Source organism: Allobosea sp. FW305-C-101, assembly GCF_058783685.1.
The window spans coordinates 103,856-123,068 of record NZ_JBYSYT010000007.1 but is presented as its reverse complement, the minus strand read 5'-3'; the positions used below and the strand labels follow the sequence as shown (position 1 = coordinate 123,068).

Here is a 19,213-nt window from a genome sequence, read left to right as displayed (position 1 = left end):
GGGCAATCTGGCTAGCTTGCCTGCCACGAGTCCTAGGGAGAATTGGGCTTCCCGCTAAGGGCCATTCCCGCCGAAGCACCAGTCCATTCGTTGACTGCCGCGAGGTCGTCGATGGCGCGGCGCAGGTCAAGCACGCCGGCCTTGATCTCCGCGGACGTGAAGCCGCTGAAGCCGAGCACGAGCCCGTCCCGCGCCACGGGTTCGAGGCAGAAGCGGCTGATCGGCGCGACCGTCACGCCGCGCCGGGCTGCGGCCTGCGTCAGCGCGACGGCCTCGAGCCCGTCGCGGAGATAGGCGATCGTGTGCATGCCGGTCTGGGTCGGCACGATCTCCAGATCGGGGGCGAGATGCTCCCGTGCCGCATCCTCCAGCGCCTGATAGCGCTCCTGATAGAGCTTGCGCATGCGGCGCACATGCGTCGCGAAATGCCCCTCGACGATGAAATCGGCGACGATCCCCTGCAGCGCCGTCGGCACGCCCGGCGAGAAGGCTTCGAGGCAGATGCCCATCTGCTCGACGAGATGCGGCGGCGCGACGAGGAAGCCGAGCCGCAGCGACGGGAACAGCGTCTTCGAGAAGGTTCCGACATAGATCACCCGGCCGCTGCGATCGATGCTGGTCAGCGTCGCCATCGGCGCGCCCTGGAAGCAGAATTCGCCGTCCCAATCGTCCTCGATGATCCAGGCGCCGCTGGCCTCGGCCGCCTCCAGCAGGGCGAGCCGCCGCTCCAGGCTCATCTTGGCGCCGAGCGGCTGCTGATGCGCCGGCGTCACGAAGGCGAGCCGGAATTCGGGCGCGCGGCGCAGGCCTTCCTCGACGATGAGGCCGGCCTCGTCGACCGGGACGGGCACGATATCGACGCCGGACTGGATCATGCTGTTGCGGGCACCGATCGCGCCGGGGTCCTCGAACCAGACCTTGTCGCCGGGGTCGAGCAGCGTCGCGGCGATCAGTTGGAAGGCCTGCTGCGCGCCGGCCACCACGAAGACCTGCTGCCATTCGCAGGCGATGCCGCGATTGAGCCTGAGATGCGCGGCGATGGCCTGGCGTAAGGCCCGCTCGCCATGCGGATCGGGATAGCCGAGCACCTGATGACGCGGCTTGCGCCAGTGTTTGCCCGAAAGCCGCGCCCATTGCGCCATCGGGAAGGCGTCGAAGGCCGGCATCGCCGTGGTGAAGGCGCGGGGCTGATGCGGCAGGCGCGTGCCGAACAGTTTTGACGCCGTGTTCATCGCCTGCGCCAGCTTGACCCGCGCGGTCGGCGCGGCGGTCGCCGCAGCCGCAGGCGCCGGCCGTTCGTTCGCCAGCGCCTGGCTGACATAGGTGCCGGAGCCGACGCGGGTCTCGATCAGCCCTTCCGCCGCAAGCCGCTCGAAGCTCTCGACGATGGTGGTGCGGGCGACCCTGAACTCCTGCGCCAGGGTCCGCGTCGCCGGCAGGCGCTCGCCGACCTTGAGCGTGCCGCCGAGGATCAGCTCGCGCAGGCCCGCGCAGATTTGGACGCTGAGCCCATGCTCGCCCTCGCGGTCCAGCACGATCGATTGGAGCAGGGCGCCTTCCTCGCGTTTGACCATGATGCTCCCGGCGAGAGTGGACTGTCGATTTGGTGAGAATGGACCTTGGGATCAGGCCAATTCAAGCCCCTTCTTGCGCCGAAGCTGCCCGCGGTTCTGCCGGGCGGCGCTCCCGGAACGGATAGCGGCAGCGATGAAGATCACCCGGCTCGAAAGCTTCTCGACGCAGGACGTCGGCTTCGTCCGCGCCACATGCGAGGATGGCAGCCAGGGCTGGGGCCAGTTCTCGCCCTATAATGCCGACATCACCGCGACCGTCTTCCACCGGCAGGTCGCGCGCTGGGCGATCGGCGAGAACGCCTTCGACATCGACGAACTGATCGCGACGATCGGCGAGCGCGAGCACAAGTTCCCCGGCTCCTATCTCTGCCGCGCCATGACCGGGCTCGATACCGCCTTGTGGGATCTGCGCGGCCGGAGCGAGCGGAAAAGCGTCTGCGAATTGCTCGGCGGCACGCCGCGTTCCTTCCCGGTCTATGCCTCCAGCATGAAGCGCGGCGAGATCACGCCCGAAGCGGAGGCCGAGCGCTTCCAGCGCCTGCGCGATGCCCATGGCTACCGCGCCTTCAAGTTCCGGGTCGGGCGCGAATGTGGCCGCGACATCGACGAATGGCCGGGCCGGACGGATGCGATCGTGCCGCAGATCAGGCGCGCGCTCGGTGCCGAAGCGACGCTGCTCGTCGACGGCAATAGCGGCTATTCGCCGGCCAAGGCCATCGCGGTCGGCAAGATGCTGCAGGATCACGGCATCGTCCATTTCGAGGAGCCCTGTCCCTATTGGGAGCATGCCTGGACCCGCGAGGTCCGTGAGGCGCTCGATCTCGACGTCACCGGTGGCGAGCAGGACTGCGATCTCGCCGTCTGGCGCGCCATGATCGACGGCCGGGTGGTCGATGTCGTGCAGCCGGACGTCTGCTATATCGGCGGTGTCGGGCGCATGCTGAAAGTCGCGCGCTGGGCCGAGGCCGCAGGCATCCCGGTGACGCCGCATTCCGCGAACCAGTCGCTGGTGACCGTGTTCACGCTGCACATCATGGGCGCGCTCGCCAATGCCGGCCCCTATGTCGAATTCTCGATCGAAGGGCCGGATTACTACCCCTGGGAGCAGGGCCTGCTGCGCAACCCGCCGCAGGCGCGCGACGGGATGGTGGCGATCCCCGACGGGCCGGGCTGGGGCGTCGAGATCGAACCGTCCTGGCTCGACAAGGCCGCCTATCGGGTCACGGAGATCGGCGCGTGATCGTGGATCGCGCCGAGCTCGTCGCCGAAGCCATCAGGACGGGGACGCTCGCTGGCCTGCCGGGCGGGCATTTCATCGACGGGCGCTTCGTCGAGTCCGCTTCTGGGCGGCGAATGGAGAGTTTCGATCCCGGCCGGGGCAAGGCTTTCGCCGCGGTCGCAGCCGGCGATGCCGAGGATATCGACCGCGCGGTCGCAGCCGCCCGCGCTGCGCTCTCCGGCCCGTGGTCGCGCCTGAGCCCGGCCCCGCGCGGCGACATCCTGATGCGGGCGAGCCGCCTGATCGCCGAACGCGCGGCTCGTTTCGCCGTGGTCGAGACCCTCGATTCCGGCAAGCGGCTGGCGGAAGCCGAGGGCGATGTCGGGGGCGTCGTGAGGGCCTTCGCCTATTATGCCGGCGCGGCCGACAAGCTGCATGGCGACAGCATGCCGCTCGGCCCCGACCATATCGGCTTGACGATCGAGGAGCCGGTCGGCGTCGCTGCCCAGATCGTGCCCTGGAACTATCCGCTCTCGACGGCGGCACGCGGCATCGCCCCCGCGCTTGCGGCCGGGTGCACGCTCGTGGTCAAGCCGGCCGAGCAGACGCCTTTCACCACGCTGATGCTGGCGGAATTGCTGCATGAGGCCGGCCTGCCCGCAGGCGTGCTCAACGTCGTCGCCGGCACCGGTGCTGAGGCAGGCGCGGCGCTCGTCGCCCATCCCGGCATCGACCACATAACCTTCACCGGCTCGGTCGCGACCGGGCAACGCGTGATGCGGGCGGCGGCCGAGCATGTCACCCGGCTCGTGCTCGAACTCGGCGGCAAATCGCCCCTCGTTGTGCTCGCCGATTGCGATCTCGACGCGGCCGTGGCCGGCATCATGGAAGCGATCTTCGAGAATGCCGGGCAGATCTGCTCGGCCGGCTCCCGCCTGATCGTCGAGGAGGCGATCGCGGAGCCACTGCTCGAACGCCTCGTCGCCAGCGCGCAGGCGCTGCGGCCGGGCCATGGCCTTAGCGAGGCCGGGATCGGGCCGATCAATTCCGCGGCGCAGCTCGCACGCGTCGCCGGCCATGTCGACCGGGCTCGCGCCGCTGGCAACCGCATCCTGACCGGAGGCGTGATCGTGCCGCCCGAGGACTGCGACGGCGGCTGGTTCTACCAGCCGACTATCGTGCTCGCGCGTGGCCCGGACGATCCGCTGGTGCAGGAGGAGATCTTCGGCCCGGTGCTGACGGTGCAGATCGTCCCGGATTTCGACGCGGCCATCGCGGCGGCGAACGTCACCTCCTATGCGCTGGTCGCCGGCATCTACACCCGCGATCACGCCAAGGCCTGGCGCTTCGCTCGATCAGTCGATGCGGGGCAGGTCTATATCAACGAGTTCTTTGCCGGCGGCATCGCGATGCCCTTCGGCGGCAACCGGAAATCCGGCTTCGGCCGTGCCAAGGGCATGGCGGGCTTGCGCTCTTACTGCAAGCTCAAGAGTGTGGTGGCGCGGATCTGATCCGGGGGAAGACGAGACGATGCCGAGCGATCTGTTCGCCAGTGATTTCAAGGCCGCGCCCTATTGGTGGGACGCGGTGCCCCGGCCCGACCTGCCGCGCAATGATCCACCTGCACAGGCCGAGGTCGTCGTCGTCGGCTCCGGCTATACCGGCCTGCAGGCGGCGCTCCAGACGGCGCGCGGCGGGCGCCATACCGTCATCCTCGATGCCGAAGCGGCGGGCTTCGGCTGCAGCACCCGCAATGGCGGCCAGATATCGACCAGCGTGAAGCCGGGCTTCGATGAGCTCGCCCGCCGCCATGGCCGTGAGCGCGCCTTCGCGATCATGCAGGAAGGCCGGAACTCGCTGCGCTACATCGGCGATTTCGTTTGCGACGAGCAGATCGACTGCGATTTCGGCGTCGTCGGCCGCTTCCACGCCGCGCATGCGCCGGGCAGGTACGAGGAGCTGGCCCGCAGCGTCGGAACCCAGCCGAAAGGGCTGGAGGTCGCCTGCCATGTCGTGCCGCGCTCCGAGCAGCGCAGCGAGATCGGCTCCGATCTCTATCATGGCGGCGTCGTCTACGAGAGCCACGCCTCGATCAATCCGGCACGCTACCACCAGGGGCTCTTGCAGCGCGTCGTTGCCGCAGGTGCGGAACTCGTCCCGCATTGCCCGGCGACGGGAATCGAGCGCATCGGGCAGGATTTCCTGGTCCAGACGCCGCGCGGCACGATCCGTACCCGCGATGTCGTCATCGCCACCAACGGTTATACCGGCCCGCTGACCGGCTGGCTGCGCCGTCGCGTCATCCCGATCGGCAGCTATGTCATCGCGACCGAGGCGCTGGAGCCGGAACTGGTCGACAGGCTGATTCCGAGGAACCGCATCGTCAGCGACACCCGCAAGGTGGTCTATTACTACCGCGCCTCGCCCGACCGGCGGCGCATCCTGTTCGGTGGTCGCGTCTCGCTGAGCGAGACCGATCCGCGCCGCAGCGGGCCGCTGCTCCACGCCGCGATGAGCGGCATCTTCCCGGAACTCGCCAATCGCAAGATCAGCCATTCCTGGTGCGGCCTCGTCGCCTACAGCTTCGACGAGCTGATGCATATCGGCCGGCATGAGGGCATGCATTACGCCATGGGCTATTGTGGCTCCGGCGTCGGCATGGCGAGCTATCTCGGCATGCGGCTCGGCCAGCAGGTGCTCGGCCTCGCCGAGGGCAAGACCGCTTTCGACGGGCTGCCCTTCCAGACGCGCCCCTTCTACACCGGCAATCCCTGGTTCCTCGCGCCGTCGGTTCTCTACTACAGCTGGCGCGACCGGCTGGCGCGCTAACTCATCGGATTGGTCGCCCCGAATTCTCAGAGTGGACCTTATGGCCAGACCAATTTCGCCGGACCCTGCATGAGGCGAGACGTGCGGACGCCGCTTGCAGGCCAACCGCGCGCTCATCTCTAGGGAACGCATTGAACAAGAACGCAACGTTCGAACGGGAGAACAGACACATGCCGCGCCAGCCGATCATGCCGACGAGAACGGCCCTTGCCCTCGTCATGGGCCTTGGCCTGTTGAGCGCTGCGCCCGCCTGGGCGCAGGAACTGACCGTCGTCTCCTTCGGCGGCTCCTATCAGGAGGGCCAGAGCAAGGCGCTCTTCCAGCCCGCCGCCAAGGCGCTGGGCATCAAGATCAAGGAGGAGACCTATACCAGTATCGCGGACCTGCGCCTCAAGGTGAAGGCCGGCGCCGTGACCTGGGACGTGGTCGCCAGCGGCTCCGGCAGCGCCGCCCGCGCCGGTGCCGAGGGCATCCTCGAGAAGCTCGACTACAAGGTCATCGACACCTCGAACTTCCTGCCCGGCACGGCGCAGGATTACTGCGTCGGCGGCGACGTGTTCTCGACCGTGCTCGCCTGGAACACCAAGACCTATGGCCAGAACGGCCCGCAGAGCTGGGCCGATTTCTGGGACGTCAAGAAGTTCCCCGGCAAGCGCTCCTACCGCAAGGGCGTGGCCGGCGCGCTGGAGCCGGCGCTGATGGCAGACGGCGTTCCTGCCAACAAGGTCTACGAGGTCCTGTCCCAGCCCGGCGGCATCGAGCGCGCGATCAAGAAGATCCGCGAGTTGAAGCCGCATATCGCGGTCTGGTGGAGCTCGGGCGCGCAGCATGCCCAGCTGATGAAGGACGGCGAGGTCGATATGATCACCGGCTGGAACGGCCGCTTCGACGTCGCCGCCAAGGACGGTGCTAAGGTCGCCTATACCTTCAACCAGGGCCTGCTCGACTATGATTGCTTCGCGATCGCCAAGGGCGCGCCGAACAAGGATCTGGCGATGAAGTTCCTCGCCGAGATCAGCAAGCCGCAATACCAGGCCGAGTTCACGAAATACATCACCTACGGCCCGACCAACAAGAAGGCCTATGAGGGCGGCGCGATCGACGCAGCCTTCGCCAAGACCTTGCCCTCGCATCCCGATAATGCCGGCAAGCAGCTGCCGATCGACCTGGACTGGTACATCAAGTTCGAGGCCCAAGCCTCCTCCGCCTACCAGAACATGCTGACCGAATGAGACTGGCCGGCGATCACGAGCGGCCGCGCGATGCGGCCGCTTTGGCCTCGGGTTCCGCGACGGCCTTGCCCATCGCGGTCCGGCGGCTGAGCAAGGCCTATGGTGCGGTGTCTGTGCTGGACGAGATCGATCTCGATGTCCGGCCCGGCGAGTTCCTGACCCTGCTCGGCCCCTCCGGCTCGGGCAAGACGACGCTGCTGATGGCGATCGCCGGCTTCCTGCGGCCCGACAAGGGCTCGATCCGCTTCGGCGAGCGCGAGGTCGTCCGCCTCGCGCCGCACAAGCGCGAGATCGGCATGGTCTTCCAGAACTACGCGCTGTTCCCACATATGGACGTCGCTGGAAATGTCGGTTTTCCCTTGCGTTTGCGCCGCGTGCCGGCGGCCGAGACCGCCCGCCGTGTCGAGGCGGCGCTGGAGATGTCCCAGCTCGGCGGCTTCGGCAGCCGCCGCATCGACCAGCTTTCCGGCGGCCAGCGCCAGCGCGTCGCGCTCGCCCGAGCCATCGTCTTCGAGCCGCGCATCATCCTGATGGACGAGCCGCTCTCGGCGCTCGACAAGCAGCTGCGCGAGCGCATGCAGATCGAATTGCGCCAACTCCATGAGCGTTTGGGCACCACCACCGTCTATGTCACGCATGACCAGCGCGAGGCGCTGACCATGTCGGACCGCGTCGCCATCCTCGACCGCGGCCGCATCGCCCGGATCGATACGCCGCGCGCGATCTATGACGATCCCGGCAGCCGCTTCGTCGCCGAGTTCATCGGCGAATCCTCCTTCCTCGACGTCGCGGTGGCCGATGGCGTCGCCCGCGCGGCCGGCGCGACCATCCGCGCCGGCAACCTGCCGGCGCAACAGGGGCGCTGCACGATGGTGCTGCGGCCGGAGCGCCTGCATCTGCTCGGGCCGGGCGAGGGCGAGGGCATGAACTGCTTCGACGGCCGCGTTACCGGCGCGGTCTATCAGGGCGACACGCTGCTCCTTCAGGCTGTCCTGAGCGGCGGCAGCCCGGTCTCGCTGCGCCTTACGACGCGCGGCGGCGAGGGCCCGCCGCCCGCACCGGGTACGCCCGTCCGCATCGGCATCGCAGTCTCCGATACCGTGCTGCTGTCCGACGAGGCGCGGGGCGCGCCGTGACGACCGTCAGCGCCTTCGATGCTGCCGGCCCGGCCGGGGACGACCACGCCGCCGGCCTGCGGCGCGACCAGTGGCGCGAGCGCATGGGGCTGGCCGGGCTCGCGGCACCGGCGCTCCTGCTCGTCACCGTCACCATGCTGGTTCCGGTCGGCTGGCTCTTCGGCCTGTCCTTCCTCGACGACAATGGCGCGCTGAGTCTCGAGCATTACCGGCGCATGCTGGCCGAGCCCTCTTATGGCCGGACCTTCCGCACCACCTTCGAGATCAGCTTCGTCACCACGCTGATCTGCATCCTGCTCGGCTATCCCCTGGCCTATTTCCTGTCGCAACTGCCGCGACGGGCCGCCAATCTCTGCATGATCGCGGTGCTCTTGCCGTTCTGGACCTCGCTGTTGGTGCGCACCTATGCCTGGCTCGTGCTGCTCCAGCGCAGCGGGCTCATCAACACATGGGGCATGAAGCTCGGCCTGTGGAGCGAGCCGTTGCAGCTCGTCCACAACATGGGTGGCACGCTGATCGGCATGGTCCACATCATGCTGCCCTTCATGGTCTTGCCGCTCTACGGCACGATGCGCGCGATCGACCGCAACCTGCTGCGCGCAGCCGCCAGCCTCGGCTCGACGCCGGTCCACGGCTTCTGGACGGTGTTCTTCCCGCTCTCGCTGCCGGGGCTCGCGGCCGGTGCCTCGCTGGTCTTCGTGCTCTGCCTTGGCTTCTACGTGACGCCGGCCATGCTTGGCGGCGGCAAGGTGACGATGGTCTCGAACCGCATCGCCAACGATATCGAACTGTTCTTCAACTGGGGCGCGGCGAGCGCGCTCGGCGTCGTGCTGCTGGTGATCACGCTGGCCGTGCTTGTGCTCGCGGCGCGATTGTCGCGCGGCGCAGGCCTGTTCGGGGCGGGGCACTGAGATGAGCTGGCTCGACCGTCCCGCGAGCGACACGCAGATCAGCCACGGCGCGCGGCTCTGGCTTTATGCCGTCGGTGCGCTGGTTCTGGCCTTCCTGGCCATCCCGACGCTGATCGTCATCCCGATGTCCTTCTCCCAGTCGCAATATCTGGAATTCCCGCCACGGGAATGGTCGTTGCGCTGGTACGAGGCCTATTTCTCCTCGTCGAGCTGGATGGCGGCGACCGCGACCTCGTTCAAGGCGGGTTTCTGCACCGCGCTCTTGGCGACGCCGATGGGCACGCTCGCGGCCTATGGCCTGCACGCCGCGCGCCTGCGTTTCGCCGGGCTTGCGATCCTCGCTTTGCTGACGCCGACGATCGTGCCGGTCATCCTCGTCGGTATCGCGCTGTTCTACGCCTATGTGCAGCTCAAGATGGTCAATTCCTTCCTGGGCATCGTGCTGGCGCATACGATGCTGGCCGTGCCGATCGTGATGATGATCGTCGGCTCGGCCCTGAAGAGCTTCGATCTCGATCAGGAGCGGGTGGCGCGCAGCCTCGGCGCGACGCGGACGCAAGCCTTCCTGCAGGTGACGGCGCCGCAGATCGGCTTCGCCCTCGTCACCTCGGCGGTGCTGTCCTTCCTGACCTCCTTCGACGAGGTCGTGGTCGCGCTCTTCGTCTCCGGCGGCGACAATGCGACATTGACGCGGATGATGTTCCTGGCGTTGCGCGACCAGATCGACCCGACCATCGCCGCGATCTCGACGATCATGATCGTGATCACGTCGCTGCTGCTGGCGGTATCCCAGCTCTTCGGCAAGAGCGAGAGCTGAGGCATCACCGGTAACCCTGGCCGCAGCGCGCCAAAGCGGCTGCCGCCGGGGCAAGTCGATGCACTCAGCCGCTGGTCGCGAGACCACGGCAGGCCAGCCGCACCAGTCCCTCGATCTGGCGGTCGAGTTCGCGGCGGGGCACCGCGATCAGCTTCTCTTCCAGTCCGATCGCGACGACGCCATGGACGGCCGAGAACAGCGTCCGGCCCAGCAGGTTCCTGTCGTCCTCGCTGCGATCAGGCACCAGCATGCCCAGCGGTCCAAGGATGTGCCGGAACATCGTCATCTGTTCGGTGACGGCCCAGTCGGGCACGGTCGAGCCCTCAACCATCCGGTGTTCGAACAGAACGCGCCAAAGCTGGAGGTTGTCGCGGGCGAAAGCCGAGTAGGCGAGGGCGACCGCGACGAGCGCCTCGGTGGCCTCATCCCGTGACGAGACGGGCGGCGATGCGGCGCTGAGCGTCGCGTCGAGCCGGGCAAGCGTGCGCGAGCCGACCCGCAGGACGAGCTCGTCCATATCCGCGACCAGATTGTAGATCGCGCCGAGCGAGCAGCCGATCTCCTGGGCGAGCTCGCGCGCCTTCAGGCCCGCGAGGCCTTTCGCGGCGATGGCCCGTTCCGCCGCCTCGATCAATTGCTCGCGCTGCCGGTCCCGTCTCGCCGCGGTGCTGGTCATCTCGTCGCTCTCGTCATGTCTTTTCCAGTGATTTGAACGTCGTTCAAAATATATCTTGAACGTCGTTCAAGCATGCGCTATCCATCTTCCTGTGAACGATGTTCATAGCAGGGGAAAGCCAATGCTCAAGATGTTTCTCACTTTTGTTCGCGGCGGTGCTGCCATCGCTGAGGAGCGCTATGCCGACCGCAACGCCCTCTTGATCCTCGACCAGCAGATGCGCGATGCCGCCGGCGCTTTCGAACGCGCCAAGAAGGCGTTGGCGATCGCGATCGCGCAGGACCGGCAGGAGACCGATCGCTTGGCGGCCAGCAAGGCCCGCATCGCCGATCTGGAAAACCGCGTCGCGGCGGCGCTGGCGGCCGGTGATGAAAGCCTTGCCCGCGAAGGCGCCGAGGCGATCGCCGCTCTTGAGGCCGACCGTGATGCTGCCGCGAGTGCGCAGGCGCTCTTCGCGGCGGAAATCCTCCGCCTGCGCCGGCATGTCGCCCAGGCTCAAGCCCGGATCACCGAGCTCGACCGTGGCCGGCGCCTCGCTCGTGCCTCGGAAGCCGTGCGCCAGATGCGGCAGGGCCGGATCGAGCCCGGCCCCGCTCATGAGGCGACGCTGGCCGAGGCCGAGCAGACGCTGAAGCGATTGCGCGAGCGCCAGGTCGAGGCGGAAGCCGCGGAGACCGCGCTCGACGAACTCGATGGGGCGGCTGCGGCCTCCGTCACTGAGAAGCTGGCGGCCAAGGGTTTCGGGCCTCGCTTGCGCACCACCGCCGAGGACGTGCTGGAGCGCTTGCGCAGCCGCGCGGCCGCTCCAGCCAACTGATCGCAACAATTGCATTTCAAACAGGAGATCGCCGTCATGAACCAGAACGTTCAGCCCCATAGTGGCGCCTGGGTCAGCTTCACCTACGCCTCCTTCTTCGCCGCCGCCGCGATGGTCGGCTCCGGCATCCTGTTTCTGCCGCTCGACTGGTGGGCCAAGGGCTATCTCGCCATGGGCTGCGTCATGCTGGTCCAATCCTGCATCACCATGACCAAGACGGTGCGCGACATGCACGAGGCCGCCAAGCTGGTGAACCGCATCGAGGACGCCCGCACCGAGCGCCTGCTGATGGATGCCGGCAAGCCGGCGCTTTGAAGCGCTGCCGGTAAGTCCCGCTTAACCGCAAGATCGCATCGCCCGCCGTAGGCAAGGATTGCTTTGCACGGGCGATGCGAACCTCCCTCGAACCGCGCGAGTGCATGATGTTCGACACCTTGATGCTGAAACGGCGCTTCGCGCCGCTGTTCTGGGCGCAGTTCTTCTCCGCCTTCAACGACAATTTCCTCAAGAATGCGCTGGTCTTCATCATCCTCTACCGGCTCGCCGGGTCGCATGGCGAGGCGCTGGTGACGCTGGCCGGCGGGCTCTTCATCGCGCCTTTCTTCCTGCTCTCCGGCATCGGCGGCCAGATGGCCGACCGCTTCGACAAGGCGATGATGGCTCAGCGCCTGAAGCTCGCCGAGATCGGCGCGGCCGGCGTCGCAGCGCTCGGTTTCACGCTCCATTCCGTGCCGATGCTCTTCGCCGCGCTCTTCCTGTTCGGCGTCATCGCGGCCCTGTTCGGGCCGATCAAATACGGCATCCTGCCGGACCATCTGAAGCGCGAGGAACTGCCGGCCGGCAACGCCCTGATCGAAGGCGCGACCTTCATCGCCATCCTGCTCGGCACCATCGCTGGCGGCCTGACGGCGCGCGAGGGAGGCGACGCCGCGCAGCTCAGCCTGTTGATCATGGTCTTCGCGCTCGCCTGCTGGGTCGCGACTCTGTTCATCCCGAAGACCGGCGCGGCCGCGCCCGATCTCGCGATCGACCGCAACATCCTGCGCTCGACCCGCGACCTCCTGAAGGACCTCTGGGCCGATGCGCGCTTGTGGCGCACCGGCGTCATGGTCTCGCTGTTCTGGCTGATCGGCGCCGTCGTGATGGCGCTGCTGCCAGCGCTGGTGAAGAACGGCATGGGCGGCACGGAAATGGTCGTCTCGGCCTATCTCGCCACCTTCGCCATCGCGATCGCCGTTGGTTCCGGCATCGGCTCCTTCCTGGCGAGCGGGCGCATCGTGCTCCTGCCCGTGCCGGTCGCCGGCATCGTCATGGGCCTGTTCGCGCTTGATCTCGGCTGGGCGGTCTCCGGCGTCGTCGCGCATCAGCCGGCGCAGGATATCGACGCTTTCTTCGCCAATGCCTCCGCCTGGCGCGTCGGCATCGACCTCGCCGGTCTCGCCATCGCCGGCGGCATCTTCATCGTGCCCTCCTTCGCCGCGACCCAGGCCTGGGCGCCGGTCGAGAAGCGGGCGCGCATCGTCGCCGCCGTCAACGTGCTCTCGGCCGCCTTCTTGGTCGCGGGTGCCGCGCTCGTCGCCGTGCTGCAGGCGGCGGGCCTGACGCTCAGCCATCTCTTCCTGCTGATCGGCGCCCTGACCATCGCGGCGTCCGTCTGGATCTTCCGGACCCTGCCGACCAATCCGCTCAGCGACTTCCTCTCGATCCTGTTCCGCGCCTTCTACCGCGTCGAGGTCACTGGCCGCGAGAACATAGCCAAGGCCGGCGACAACGCCATCATCGCGCTGAACCACGTCTCTTTCCTCGATGCGGCGCTGGCGCTCTCGATCCTCGACAAGGAGCCGGTCTTCGCCATCGATCACGGCATCGCCCAGCGCTGGTGGGTGAAGCCCTTCCTGAAGCTGACGCGCGCCATGCCGCTCGATCCCTCGCGCCCGCTGGCGACGCGCTCGCTGATCAACGCGGTCAAGAACGGCGAGAGCCTGGTGATCTTCCCGGAAGGGCGCCTCACCGTCACCGGCAGCCTGATGAAGGTCTATGACGGCGTCGGCATGATCGCCGAGAAATCCGGCGTCCCGATCGTGCCGGTTCGCATCGAGGGGCTGGAAGCGACGATCTTCTCGCGCCTGACCCGCGAGCAGGTCCGCCGCCGCTGGTTCCCGAAGGTGCGCGTCACCGTGCTCGATCCGGTCTCGCTGACCGTGCCCGACGCGCTCAAGGGCAAGCCGCGCCGTCAGGCGGCCGGTGCCGCGCTCTACCAGATCATGTCGGACCTGATCTTCCGCACCACCGATATCGATCGCAGCGTCTTCGAAGCGGTCGCGGAAGCCGCCAAGCTTAACGGCAAGGGCCGCGTCGCGGTCGAGGACCCGATCACGGGCACGCTGACCTACAAGCGCCTGCTGATCGGCGCCGAGGTGCTCGGCCGCAAGCTCATGCCGCTCGCGGCGAAGGGGGAGGCGGTCGGCGTGATGCTGCCCAATGCCAATGGCGCGGCAGTGACGCTGCTCGGCCTGATGTCGGCGGCGCGCGTGCCGGCGATGATCAACTTCACGGCCGGCGCCGGCAATATCGCCGCCGCCTGCAAGGCGGCGCAGGTGAAGACCATTGTCACCTCGCGCGCCTTCGTCGAGAAAGGCCGGATGGGGCCGCTGGTCGAGGCGCTCTCGACCGATGTGAAGATCATCTACCTTGAGGACGTGCGCGCCACCGTCTCGACCGCCGACAAGCTGTGGGCGCTCTGGCGCCATGGCGAGGCGATTGAGCCGGCGAAGGGCTCGGATCGCGCCGCGATCCTGTTCACCTCGGGCTCGGAGGGCGCGCCCAAGGGCGTCGTGCTCAGCCACGCCAACATGCTGGCCAACGCGGCGCAGGCGGCGGCCCGCATCGATTTCGGCCGGCGCGACAAGGTCTTCAACGTGCTGCCGGTCTTCCACTCCTTCGGCCTGACGGCAGGGCTGATCCTGCCGCTGGTCTCGGGCGTGCCGGTCTATCTCTATCCCTCGCCGCTGCACTACCGGATGGTGCCGGAGCTGGTCTACGGATCGAACGCGACGATCCTGTTCGGCACCGACACCTTCCTGACCGGCTATGCCCGCGCCGCACACCCCTACGATTTGCGCTCGCTGCGCTATATCGTGGCCGGCGCCGAGCCGGTGAAGGATACGACACGGCGGACCTATGCGGAGAAGTTCGGCCTGCGCATCCTCGAAGGCTATGGCGTGACTGAGACTGCGCCAGTGCTGGCGCTGAACACGCCGATGTTCAACCGCTTCGGCACGGTCGGCCGGATCATGCCGGGCATGGAAGCCAGGCTCGAACCGATGCCGGGCGTCGAGGAGGGCGGAAGGCTCCATGTGCGCGGCCCCAACATCATGCTGGGCTATCTCAAGTCCGAGAAACCTGGCGTGCTGGAGCCGCCGCCCGAGGGCTGGCACGATACCGGCGACATCGTCGTCATCGACAAGGACGGTTTCGTCACGATCAAGGGCCGCGCCAAGCGCTTTGCCAAGATCGCCGGCGAGATGGTCTCGCTCGCCGCGGTCGAGGCGCTCGCCGCCGAATGCTGGCCGGGCGTGCTCTCCGGTGTCGCCAGCCTCCCGGATGCCCGCAAGGGCGAGCGGCTGGTGCTGGTGACGCAGCAGAAGGACGCGACGCGCGCCGCCTTCCAGGCCTTCGCCAAGGGCAGGGGCGCGGCGGATCTCATGATCCCGGCCGAGGTCGTGGTCGTGCCGGCCGTGCCGGTGCTCGGCTCCGGCAAGCTCGACTTCGCCGGCATCGCCCGGCTGGTCAACGAGCGGGCCGCGTCGCCCGCCTTGGTGGAGGTCTGATGCTCGGTTTCTGGCTGAAGGCGCTGACCCGGCCGACGCTGGACCTGACGCTGGCGACGGCGCCAGGCCAGCAGACCCGCATCATCGAGCGGCCCGGCTTGGTGCTCGACGATGCGGAGCTGGCGGCGCTGGTCGAGCATTTGCGCACGGTCGCGGGGCGGACGCTGGCGCAGGGCACCCTGACGTACGGTGTCTTTTCCGGCGAGCGCGAGCGCCTCAGCCAGAGCATCATTACCCTGATCAGCGAGACGGCGACCGGCCGGCCGATCGCCTTCAACGCACTGGCGCAGATGCCATTGACGCTCAATGGCGAGCCCGAGCAGGTCACGCATCTCGGCCTCGTCATGGTCGATCCCGAGGTGCGCGGGCGCGGTCTCTCCTGGGTGCTCTACGGCCTGACTGTGCTGGTGCTCTTCGTCCGTGGCGGCCTGCGCCCGCGCTGGATATCGAACGTCACGCAGGTGCCGGGCGTGGTCGGCATGGTCTGCGAAACCTTCTCGGAGGTCTATCCCTCGCCCGATCCGGGCAGCCGCCAGAGCTTCGCGCATCTTTCGCTCGCGCGGCAGATCATGCGCGACCACCGCCATGTCTTCGGCGTCGGCCTTGAGGCCGGCTTCGACGAGGTCAATTCGATCATCACCGACGCCTATACTGGCGGCTCCGACGATCTGAAGAAGAGCTTCGAGCAGGCGACGCATCACCGCGAGGAGCGCTACAACGCCTTCTGCCGCGACAAGCTCGATTACGCGCGCGGCGACGACGTGCTCCAGCTCGGCCGGATGGATCTTGCCGCGGCGCGGCGCTACCTGCTCGGCCAGGTGCCGCGCGCCTCGCTGCCGGGATTGCTCGGAGCCTCCGCCTTCCTGCTGGTGCAGCGCCTGTTGCTGCCGCTCGTGCACTGGCTCGACGATACCCGACGCTTCGGCACATTGCGGCCGCGCACGGCAAGGGCGAAACCATGATCCCCGGCTTCAGCTACGAGCTCTTCGCCACCCGCAATATCGGCTTCGTCTCGGAGGCCGAGCAGGCGCGGCTCAGGCAGGCGACGGTCTTCGTCTGTGGCGTCGGCGGCATGGGCGGCGCCGCCTTCATGGCGCTGGTGCGGGCCGGTATCGGCCGCTTCGTCATCGCCGATATCGATGTCTTTGAGATATCGAACCTGAACCGGCAGGTCTTCGCCCATGCCGGCACGATCGGCCGGCCCAAGGCGGAAGCGGCGGCCGAGGCCGCGCGCGCTATCAACCCGGGGATCGAGATCGAGGTGCTCGGTGCGGAATGGGTCGATCGCCTGCCCGAGATCGCCCGGCGCTGTCCCGTGATCGTCAACGGCATGGACGATATCGCAGCTGGCCTCCATCTCTACCGCACGGCCAAGACAGCCGGCGCGACCGTGATCGACGCCTATATGGCGCCATTGCCTTCGGTGATCGTGGTCCGCCCCGGCGACCCGCGCCCTGAGGAACGCCTGGGTTTCCCGACCGTTGGCAAGGACTGGAGGACGTTGTCCGAGGATGACAAGCGCGCCGCCATGCTTTGCGAGGTCACGCATGTCATGCTGCATTCGCGCTCGCGCCATCATGTCGACCTCGCCATCGCCGGCGAGGTCGCGGCCGGGCGGCGCAGCCGCATGTCCTTCGCGCCGATGGTGATCACGACGGGCATGATGATGGCTTATGAGGCGATCGCCCTGACGCTCGGCCGGCGCACCGGCACCGATTGCCGCGGCTGGTTCTTCAACCCCTACCGGCCGGCGGTGGAGCGGCCCTGGCCGGCGCCGATTGCTGCGCTGCTGAAGCCCTTCGTGGTACGGGCGCTGAAGCAAATGGTGTCCGGCCGATGACCGGCGGCTTCGCCAATCCCGGCCTGGTCGCGGATTCGATCGTCGATCTCTGCGGCGCGCTCGGCCTCGCCGTCGCCATGGTGACCTTGCGCCGGCGCGATCCGCGCGGCGCGCTGACGCGGCGCTTCCTTGTCGCGATGGGGCTGGTCGCGGCGCTTTTCCTGCTGCGGGCGCTGGGTTGGTGGAGCGGCAGTGTATTGCTCGGGCGGCTGGCACTCGCCTGTGCCGCCCTGTTCCCGCTCGGCGCGTTGATCGTGACCGAGGGCATGCTGCGCCGGCATGCGCCGCGTCCCGGCAAGATCGCGGTACTCGGCGGTTCGGTTCTGCTCGTCCTCGCCAGCCTCCTCGGCCTCGACGACCCCGGGCAGCTTTATGATCTGGCGCTGGCCGGTTTCCAGCTCCTGACGATCGCGTTTTGCGGCATCCTGTTGTTCCGCCGCGATCAGGCTGCGCTGACGGCATCCGAGAATGCCGGCGTCTGGCGGCTCGGGCTCTGCGCCTTCCTGATCCTGCCCTTCGCGCTCAGCGATTTTCGCGAATTGCTGCCGGATATGCCGGTGAGGCTCGGCGGCGTCGGCGCCTTGCTGCTGGTCTCGATTCTGCTGGTCGCGGGCGGCGCCGCGCCGGCCCGTCGGCAGCGTGTCGCGATGCTCAGCCTGCGTGTCGCGACCGCGCTGCTGCTCGGCTTCGCGGCGGCACTCGTCACGCCGGATGCCGGCTTTGCCCATATCGCGCGGCTTTGTGCTGTCTCGCTTGCCGGCGTGCTCGCCATCGCGCTGGCGGTCGATGCGCTCTCCAGCTCCTTCGACGCCGAGGCGCCGGGCGTGCTCGACTCGCTCGCCCGCTCCAAGGCAGGCACGCGCGAGGCCTTGATCGCTCAGCTTGCCGCCCATCCCCTTTTCACCAGCGCGCGCCGGCTCGATGAAGCCGCGCTCGCCGATTACGACCCCCTGATCCTGCGGCCGGCCTTGCAGGGCATCGGCGTGCTCCATGCTTCCGGGCGTGGCTGGCGCTGGCCGCCGACCGATCCGGCCGCCGAGCGATTGGCCGCGCTGATGGCTGTGAATTCCGCGAGCCATCTGCTCGTGCTTGGTGAGGCGCCGCTCGACCTCCTGCTGGTGACGGTGCCGGTGGTCTCGGCCGATCCGGCGACCGAGACGGCGCTGGCGCTGGTGCGCCGCCTGCTCGCGACCGCACCGAGCGAGGCACGCGCATGATCGAAATTCGCAGCAACGACCGCAAGGCGGCTTTCGCTGTCACCGCCAATGCCTATCCGGCTGACAACCCCTACGTTCCGCCGATGTGGTCCGATTTCGACCGCATGCTCGATCCCGCCAGAAATCCGCTGGTGACGCAGGGCCATGGCCGCTTCGAACTGTTCACGGCGTTGCGTGACGGCCGTCCGCTCGGGCGCATCGTCGCGACGATCCATGACGCCTCCAACGCCCGGCACGGCACGATGCGTGCGCAGTTCGGCTATTTCGACTGCACTGATGATCCCGAGATCGCCGCCGCCCTGCTCGGCGCGGCGGAAGGCTGGGCGCGCGAGCGCGGCATGGTTGAGATTACCGGCAACTTCAATCTGACGGCGATGCAGCAGGCCGGCGTCGTCACCGGCGGCTTCGACAACGCGCCCTTCACGGACATGCTCTGGAGCCCGCCGCATATCGCGCGCCTGCTCGAAGCGAACGGCTATGCCCCGGCCTTCCCGATGACGACCTTCCGGATCGATCTCGCCGATATCGATCCGCGCGGCCTGCTCGGCCCGAAGCAGCAGGAGATCCTGGCCGATCCCGACTACCATTGGATGCCGATCGACCGCCGCCATTTCACGGAGCGGCTGGAGGATTCCCGGCTCATTCTCAATGACGGCTTCGACGCCAATCCGATGTTCGTGCCCCCGACCGCTGCGGAATACCGCTTCCAGGCCGGCGACATGATGTGGGTCATCGACAAGCGCATCTCGACCGTCGTCCACCACAAGGGCGAGCCGGTCGGCGCCATCATCGCCATCCCCGATCTCAACCCGTTGGTGAAGGCGGTGGGCGGGCGGCTGGGCCTGAGCTTCCCGTTCCGCTTCCTGCGGCATCGCTGGACCAACCGGCGCGCCGTCATCGTCTATCAGTCGGTCAGTCGCGCCTTCCATAATCGCGGTCTCAACGGCGCGATGCTGTTCAAGGTGGCGAGCGCGCTCAAGGCAGCCGGCTATACCGAGCTCGGCGGCACCTGGATCGCCGACGTCAACGGGCCGAGCCTCCGGCAGGCGGAGAAGGCCGGCGCGAAACCGCTGCATCGGCTGCATCTCTTCGCCAAGCCCCTGCGAGATTGAGCG

The 19,213-nt window shown here is 67.8% G+C and carries 16 protein-coding genes; 14 read left to right on the top strand and 2 right to left on the bottom strand.

Annotated features, from left to right (window positions below; translation table 11 throughout):
* Nucleotides 1-32 precede the first annotated feature (32 nt).
* Nucleotides 33-1,574, bottom strand: coding sequence for a MocR-like pyridoxine biosynthesis transcription factor PdxR (gene pdxR, locus AC3WMA_RS23520; RefSeq protein WP_492287696.1), 1,542 nt, complete (start codon nucleotides 1,572-1,574; stop codon nucleotides 33-35).
* Nucleotides 1,575-1,707: 133 nt separating this feature from the next.
* Between pdxR and AC3WMA_RS23515 the strand changes: the two genes are divergently transcribed.
* The 7 genes from AC3WMA_RS23515 (at nucleotide 1,708) to AC3WMA_RS23485 (ending at nucleotide 9,718) form a co-directional block, all read left to right on the top strand.
* Nucleotides 1,708-2,814 (top strand): mandelate racemase/muconate lactonizing enzyme family protein, encoded by a 1,107-nt coding sequence (locus tag AC3WMA_RS23515; RefSeq protein ID WP_492287695.1) that lies wholly within the window; start codon nucleotides 1,708-1,710, stop codon nucleotides 2,812-2,814.
* Nucleotides 2,811-4,304, top strand: coding sequence for an aldehyde dehydrogenase family protein (locus AC3WMA_RS23510; protein ID WP_492287694.1), 1,494 nt, complete (start codon nucleotides 2,811-2,813; stop codon nucleotides 4,302-4,304). Before AC3WMA_RS23515 ends, AC3WMA_RS23510 begins: the two co-directional genes overlap by 4 nt.
* 19 nt (nucleotides 4,305-4,323) lie before the next feature.
* On the top strand, nucleotides 4,324-5,622 hold the full coding sequence (locus AC3WMA_RS23505) for an NAD(P)/FAD-dependent oxidoreductase (RefSeq protein ID WP_492287693.1): 1,299 nt from the start codon (nucleotides 4,324-4,326) through the stop codon (nucleotides 5,620-5,622).
* Between the two features lie 170 nt (nucleotides 5,623-5,792).
* Nucleotides 5,793-6,854, top strand: a complete 1,062-nt coding sequence (locus AC3WMA_RS23500; RefSeq protein WP_492287692.1) for an ABC transporter substrate-binding protein — start codon at nucleotides 5,793-5,795, stop codon at nucleotides 6,852-6,854.
* Nucleotides 6,851-7,990: an ABC transporter ATP-binding protein gene (locus AC3WMA_RS23495; RefSeq protein WP_492287691.1), complete on the top strand. Its 1,140-nt coding sequence runs from the start codon at nucleotides 6,851-6,853 to the stop codon at nucleotides 7,988-7,990. The genes AC3WMA_RS23500 and AC3WMA_RS23495 overlap by 4 nt, the downstream gene beginning before the upstream one ends.
* Complete coding sequence (locus AC3WMA_RS23490) at nucleotides 7,987-8,901, top strand: ABC transporter permease (protein ID WP_492287690.1); 915 nt, start codon at nucleotides 7,987-7,989, stop codon at nucleotides 8,899-8,901. The genes AC3WMA_RS23495 and AC3WMA_RS23490 overlap by 4 nt, the downstream gene beginning before the upstream one ends.
* A gap of 1 nt (nucleotide 8,902) precedes the next feature.
* Entirely contained in the window at nucleotides 8,903-9,718 is an 816-nt protein-coding gene (locus AC3WMA_RS23485) for an ABC transporter permease (protein WP_454658598.1), read from the top strand.
* A 64-nt stretch (nucleotides 9,719-9,782) separates the two neighbouring features.
* On the opposite strand, the gene AC3WMA_RS23480 is transcribed toward AC3WMA_RS23485, so the two are convergent.
* Complete coding sequence (locus AC3WMA_RS23480; RefSeq protein WP_492287689.1) at nucleotides 9,783-10,394, bottom strand: TetR/AcrR family transcriptional regulator; 612 nt, start codon at nucleotides 10,392-10,394, stop codon at nucleotides 9,783-9,785.
* Between the two features lie 121 nt (nucleotides 10,395-10,515).
* Here AC3WMA_RS23480 and AC3WMA_RS23475 point away from each other — a divergent pair, with 121 nt between their 5' ends.
* The 7 genes from AC3WMA_RS23475 (at nucleotide 10,516) to AC3WMA_RS23445 (ending at nucleotide 19,210) form a co-directional block, all read left to right on the top strand.
* On the top strand, nucleotides 10,516-11,211 hold the full coding sequence (locus AC3WMA_RS23475; RefSeq protein ID WP_492287688.1) for a PspA/IM30 family protein: 696 nt from the start codon (nucleotides 10,516-10,518) through the stop codon (nucleotides 11,209-11,211).
* 36 nt (nucleotides 11,212-11,247) lie between these two features.
* Nucleotides 11,248-11,526 carry a YiaA/YiaB family inner membrane protein gene (locus tag AC3WMA_RS23470; protein WP_492287687.1) on the top strand — a complete coding sequence of 93 codons (279 nt, stop codon included), beginning with the start codon at nucleotides 11,248-11,250 and terminating at the stop codon, nucleotides 11,524-11,526.
* Nucleotides 11,527-11,633: 107 nt separating this feature from the next.
* Nucleotides 11,634-15,041 carry an acyl-[ACP]--phospholipid O-acyltransferase gene (locus AC3WMA_RS23465; RefSeq protein ID WP_492287738.1) on the top strand — a complete coding sequence of 1,136 codons (3,408 nt, stop codon included), beginning with the start codon at nucleotides 11,634-11,636 and terminating at the stop codon, nucleotides 15,039-15,041.
* Nucleotides 15,041-16,003, top strand: a complete 963-nt coding sequence (locus AC3WMA_RS23460; RefSeq protein WP_492287686.1) for a hypothetical protein — start codon at nucleotides 15,041-15,043, stop codon at nucleotides 16,001-16,003. The genes AC3WMA_RS23465 and AC3WMA_RS23460 overlap by 1 nt, the downstream gene beginning before the upstream one ends.
* Nucleotides 16,000-16,881, top strand: coding sequence for a ThiF family adenylyltransferase (locus AC3WMA_RS23455; RefSeq protein WP_492287685.1), 882 nt, complete (start codon nucleotides 16,000-16,002; stop codon nucleotides 16,879-16,881). The genes AC3WMA_RS23460 and AC3WMA_RS23455 overlap by 4 nt, the downstream gene beginning before the upstream one ends.
* On the top strand, nucleotides 16,878-18,098 hold the full coding sequence (locus AC3WMA_RS23450; protein ID WP_492287684.1) for a hypothetical protein: 1,221 nt from the start codon (nucleotides 16,878-16,880) through the stop codon (nucleotides 18,096-18,098). Before AC3WMA_RS23455 ends, AC3WMA_RS23450 begins: the two co-directional genes overlap by 4 nt.
* Nucleotides 18,095-19,210, top strand: a complete 1,116-nt coding sequence (locus AC3WMA_RS23445) for a GNAT family N-acetyltransferase (protein ID WP_492287683.1) — start codon at nucleotides 18,095-18,097, stop codon at nucleotides 19,208-19,210. Before AC3WMA_RS23450 ends, AC3WMA_RS23445 begins: the two co-directional genes overlap by 4 nt.
* Nucleotides 19,211-19,213 lie beyond the last annotated feature (3 nt).

What these genes read in the sequence shown, in the direction of transcription:
- pdxR (WP_492287696.1), bottom strand. Translation starts at nt 1,574, where the DNA reads ATGGTCAAACGCGAGGAAGGCGCCCTGCTCCAATCGATCGTGCTGGAC.
- AC3WMA_RS23515 (WP_492287695.1), top strand. Translation starts at nt 1,708, where the DNA reads ATGAAGATCACCCGGCTCGAAAGCTTCTCGACGCAGGACGTCGGCTTC.
- AC3WMA_RS23505 (WP_492287693.1), top strand. Translation starts at nt 4,324, where the DNA reads ATGCCGAGCGATCTGTTCGCCAGTGATTTCAAGGCCGCGCCCTATTGG.
- AC3WMA_RS23500 (WP_492287692.1), top strand. Translation starts at nt 5,793, where the DNA reads ATGCCGCGCCAGCCGATCATGCCGACGAGAACGGCCCTTGCCCTCGTC.
- AC3WMA_RS23495 (WP_492287691.1), top strand. Translation starts at nt 6,851, where the DNA reads ATGAGACTGGCCGGCGATCACGAGCGGCCGCGCGATGCGGCCGCTTTG.
- AC3WMA_RS23485 (WP_454658598.1), top strand. Translation starts at nt 8,903, where the DNA reads ATGAGCTGGCTCGACCGTCCCGCGAGCGACACGCAGATCAGCCACGGC.
- AC3WMA_RS23480 (WP_492287689.1), bottom strand. Translation starts at nt 10,394, where the DNA reads ATGACCAGCACCGCGGCGAGACGGGACCGGCAGCGCGAGCAATTGATC.
- AC3WMA_RS23475 (WP_492287688.1), top strand. Translation starts at nt 10,516, where the DNA reads ATGCTCAAGATGTTTCTCACTTTTGTTCGCGGCGGTGCTGCCATCGCT.
- AC3WMA_RS23470 (WP_492287687.1), top strand. Translation starts at nt 11,248, where the DNA reads ATGAACCAGAACGTTCAGCCCCATAGTGGCGCCTGGGTCAGCTTCACC.
- AC3WMA_RS23465 (WP_492287738.1), top strand. Translation starts at nt 11,634, where the DNA reads ATGTTCGACACCTTGATGCTGAAACGGCGCTTCGCGCCGCTGTTCTGG.
- AC3WMA_RS23460 (WP_492287686.1), top strand. Translation starts at nt 15,041, where the DNA reads ATGCTCGGTTTCTGGCTGAAGGCGCTGACCCGGCCGACGCTGGACCTG.
- AC3WMA_RS23455 (WP_492287685.1), top strand. Translation starts at nt 16,000, where the DNA reads ATGATCCCCGGCTTCAGCTACGAGCTCTTCGCCACCCGCAATATCGGC.
- AC3WMA_RS23450 (WP_492287684.1), top strand. Translation starts at nt 16,878, where the DNA reads ATGACCGGCGGCTTCGCCAATCCCGGCCTGGTCGCGGATTCGATCGTC.
- AC3WMA_RS23445 (WP_492287683.1), top strand. Translation starts at nt 18,095, where the DNA reads ATGATCGAAATTCGCAGCAACGACCGCAAGGCGGCTTTCGCTGTCACC.